The organism is Nocardia sp. BMG51109 (assembly GCF_000526215.1).
Classification (GTDB): domain Bacteria; phylum Actinomycetota; class Actinomycetes; order Mycobacteriales; family Mycobacteriaceae; genus Nocardia.
Map to the genome: position 1 here is coordinate 987510 of NZ_JAFQ01000004.1, position 2353 is coordinate 989862.

2 protein-coding genes are annotated in these 2353 nt (G+C 70.5%); both read right to left on the reverse strand.

Annotation, left to right across the window (positions count from 1 at the left end; translation table 11 throughout):
- Positions 1–61: 61 nt before the first annotated feature.
- Positions 62–1813 carry a hypothetical protein gene (locus D892_RS40530; RefSeq protein ID WP_232236007.1) on the reverse strand — a complete coding sequence of 584 codons (1752 nt, stop codon included), beginning with the start codon at positions 1811–1813 and terminating at the stop codon, positions 62–64.
- Between the two features lie 146 nt (positions 1814–1959).
- Positions 1960–2235, reverse strand: coding sequence for a hypothetical protein (locus D892_RS0106005; RefSeq protein WP_024800377.1), 276 nt, complete (start codon positions 2233–2235; stop codon positions 1960–1962).
- Positions 2236–2353: the final 118 nt, after the last annotated feature.

Here is a 2353-nt window from a genome sequence, read left to right on the forward strand (position 1 = left end):
TGTAAGGATGTCATGATCATCGAGTTCCCGGAGCCGACTCGTCCGTGCCGCCGGCCATGACTCACTCTCCCGTCCGGTGGGAGGATTCGGAAGTTCCCGACCACCGTTGCTGGAAGCGTTGTTCGAATCCGTCGATGAATACCTCGGGGGCCTCCGAGGAGCTGGATTCCTCGATGACGCCGTCGTCGGCGATGTAGTAGAGGGCGCGGCCGATGGCGATCTCGCCGGGGGCCACCGGGACGAACACCATCCAGCCCGCCGAGACGCGTTCGGCCACCAGCTGGGCGATGGGATAGTTCGTGGTGTCGAGGCCGGAGGCACGCAGGTGGTCGGCCACCCGGGAGATCGCCTCCTCCTCCGACAGCCGGCCGGGAACCTCGGCCACGACACCGGCCAGCGAGAGTTGCGAGAGGGCGACGGCGATCCGCTGGCGCAGCTCCTCTTCGCGCGGGGGCGGCGCGGATTCTGTTGCGCCGGAAGGGGGCTCGCCCTCGCCCGGCTCGGCGGGCGCCTCCCGCACCGGAAGACCGGCCTCGAAGACCTCCGCCACGGTGCGATCGGTGACCACGAAGGCCTCCGCCGCCGCGACGAGATCCTGTGCGGCCGAACGCAATCGCGGATCCGACGACTCCGGGAAGGCGCGGCACACCACATCCGCCGTGACCTCGCTGGACCAGACGCCGGGCACGGCGGTATCGAATCCGTCGGGCGCGGGTTCCTCGCCGCAGTACCAGCTTCCGGCGCTCCACCAGTAGCAGAACGACAGCAGACCGTCGCGCGCGCGGGCGTTCAGCACCGGGTTCACGACCCATTCCGGGGCGCCGCGATACAGCTCCGGGAGATCGGCGCCGGTGTTGTAGGCCGCGTCCAGCCGCGGCGCGTCCCAGACCCCGCCGGACAGCACCGCCCGGTCGCCCGGGAGCAGGTAGAGCGTGGAACCGCTGTGCGAGGAACCCTCGAACAGGGCCAGCGACGGCATCACCCGCGCGCCCCAGGGCGACTCCAGTGCGGCGTAGACCGCGGCCACGGCCGCCCACCGGGACCACAGCACCGGCAGCGGCGGGAGCACGGCGTCCACCCGGGTGGCCGCGTGGCGGCGGGCGCCATCGGCCGCGGCCCGGACCGGATCGCGCAGTTGCCGGTCACCGTGCCGGATGTAGGCGGCCAGCCAGACCGGCAGCCGCTGACGCGGAAATGCCTCCAGATCAACGCGATACGATTCGGGATCGAGCAGCTGGCCCTCGGGAAAGGGCTCGTCGCCGTAGTCGTAGTCGGCATCCATCAGGCCGGCGGCGTTCATCCGCAACACCATTCGCCACCACGGCCCCGACGCCAGCTGCGCCGATACCTCCCGCTGCGCCCGGACGATATCCAGGACGCCCTCGGGCGGGTCGATCGCGAGGGCCCGTTCGCCGCCGTCGGAGTACACGATGCTCACCGCGGCGTCGGAGACCGTGACGGCGAACTGCGCCACCAACTCCTGCCAGCCCTCCGGCCCGGCCGCGGCCAGCGCGCGGGCGATCTCGTGCACCAGCCGGCGCGCCTGCTCCTCGACGAACTCGGAACCGGAGGCCGGGCGCGCGTTCTGCAGCGCGGCGCCCAAGGCGAATCCGATATCGGGAGCGGCCTCCGGGGATTCGGCGTCCGGGGCGCCGGGCGTCGCCTGCGCGGCATCGGTCACCGTCGCGGCGGCATCGGACGCCGGACCGGGAGCGGTATCGGGCCCGACGGGTGTCTCGCCGACACCTCCCGACACCACGTCCGGCTCCGATTCGCGGGCGGTCTCGAAGCCTCGCTGCCCATCATTCGTCACGGTACGGCCCTTCCCCGACTGCCGCGCCGACAGTGGCGTTCCCTCATCGACAGCCATCACTAGCGATGTCTCAACGATACTAATGTTCGCTCATCGGGCCCAAGGCGATTAGACCCGAAATACTTTGTCACGCCATCGGCTGTTCGCTATCTGTCGCCGTACAGCAGTTGGTACTGCGCGCGCAGCTTGTCGCGGTAGCCCGCGGCGTGTGAGCCGTCGAGTTGGCCCGCGAACGCGGTGCGCGCGGCGGCCAGCAGGTCGTCGGTCACTTCCGGATACGCCCGGGCGACCGCCCACAGCGCGTCCTGGGTCTCGGAATCCAGACCGGTCTCAGTGTGCAGACCGCCGCCCGACGACGCCGACGCCAGTTCCTCGTCGAAGTTCTGCCGCAGCTCATCATCGGTCGGCCGGGGCCTCACCATGACATGACCTCCTCATCTGTGGGCCGCACCTGCCTGGCACGCCACCATGATCCATCAGGACCGCCGGTGCCGTCCATCCGAACGGAATTCGGACCAATCGGGCGCCACGGCGAGTGCG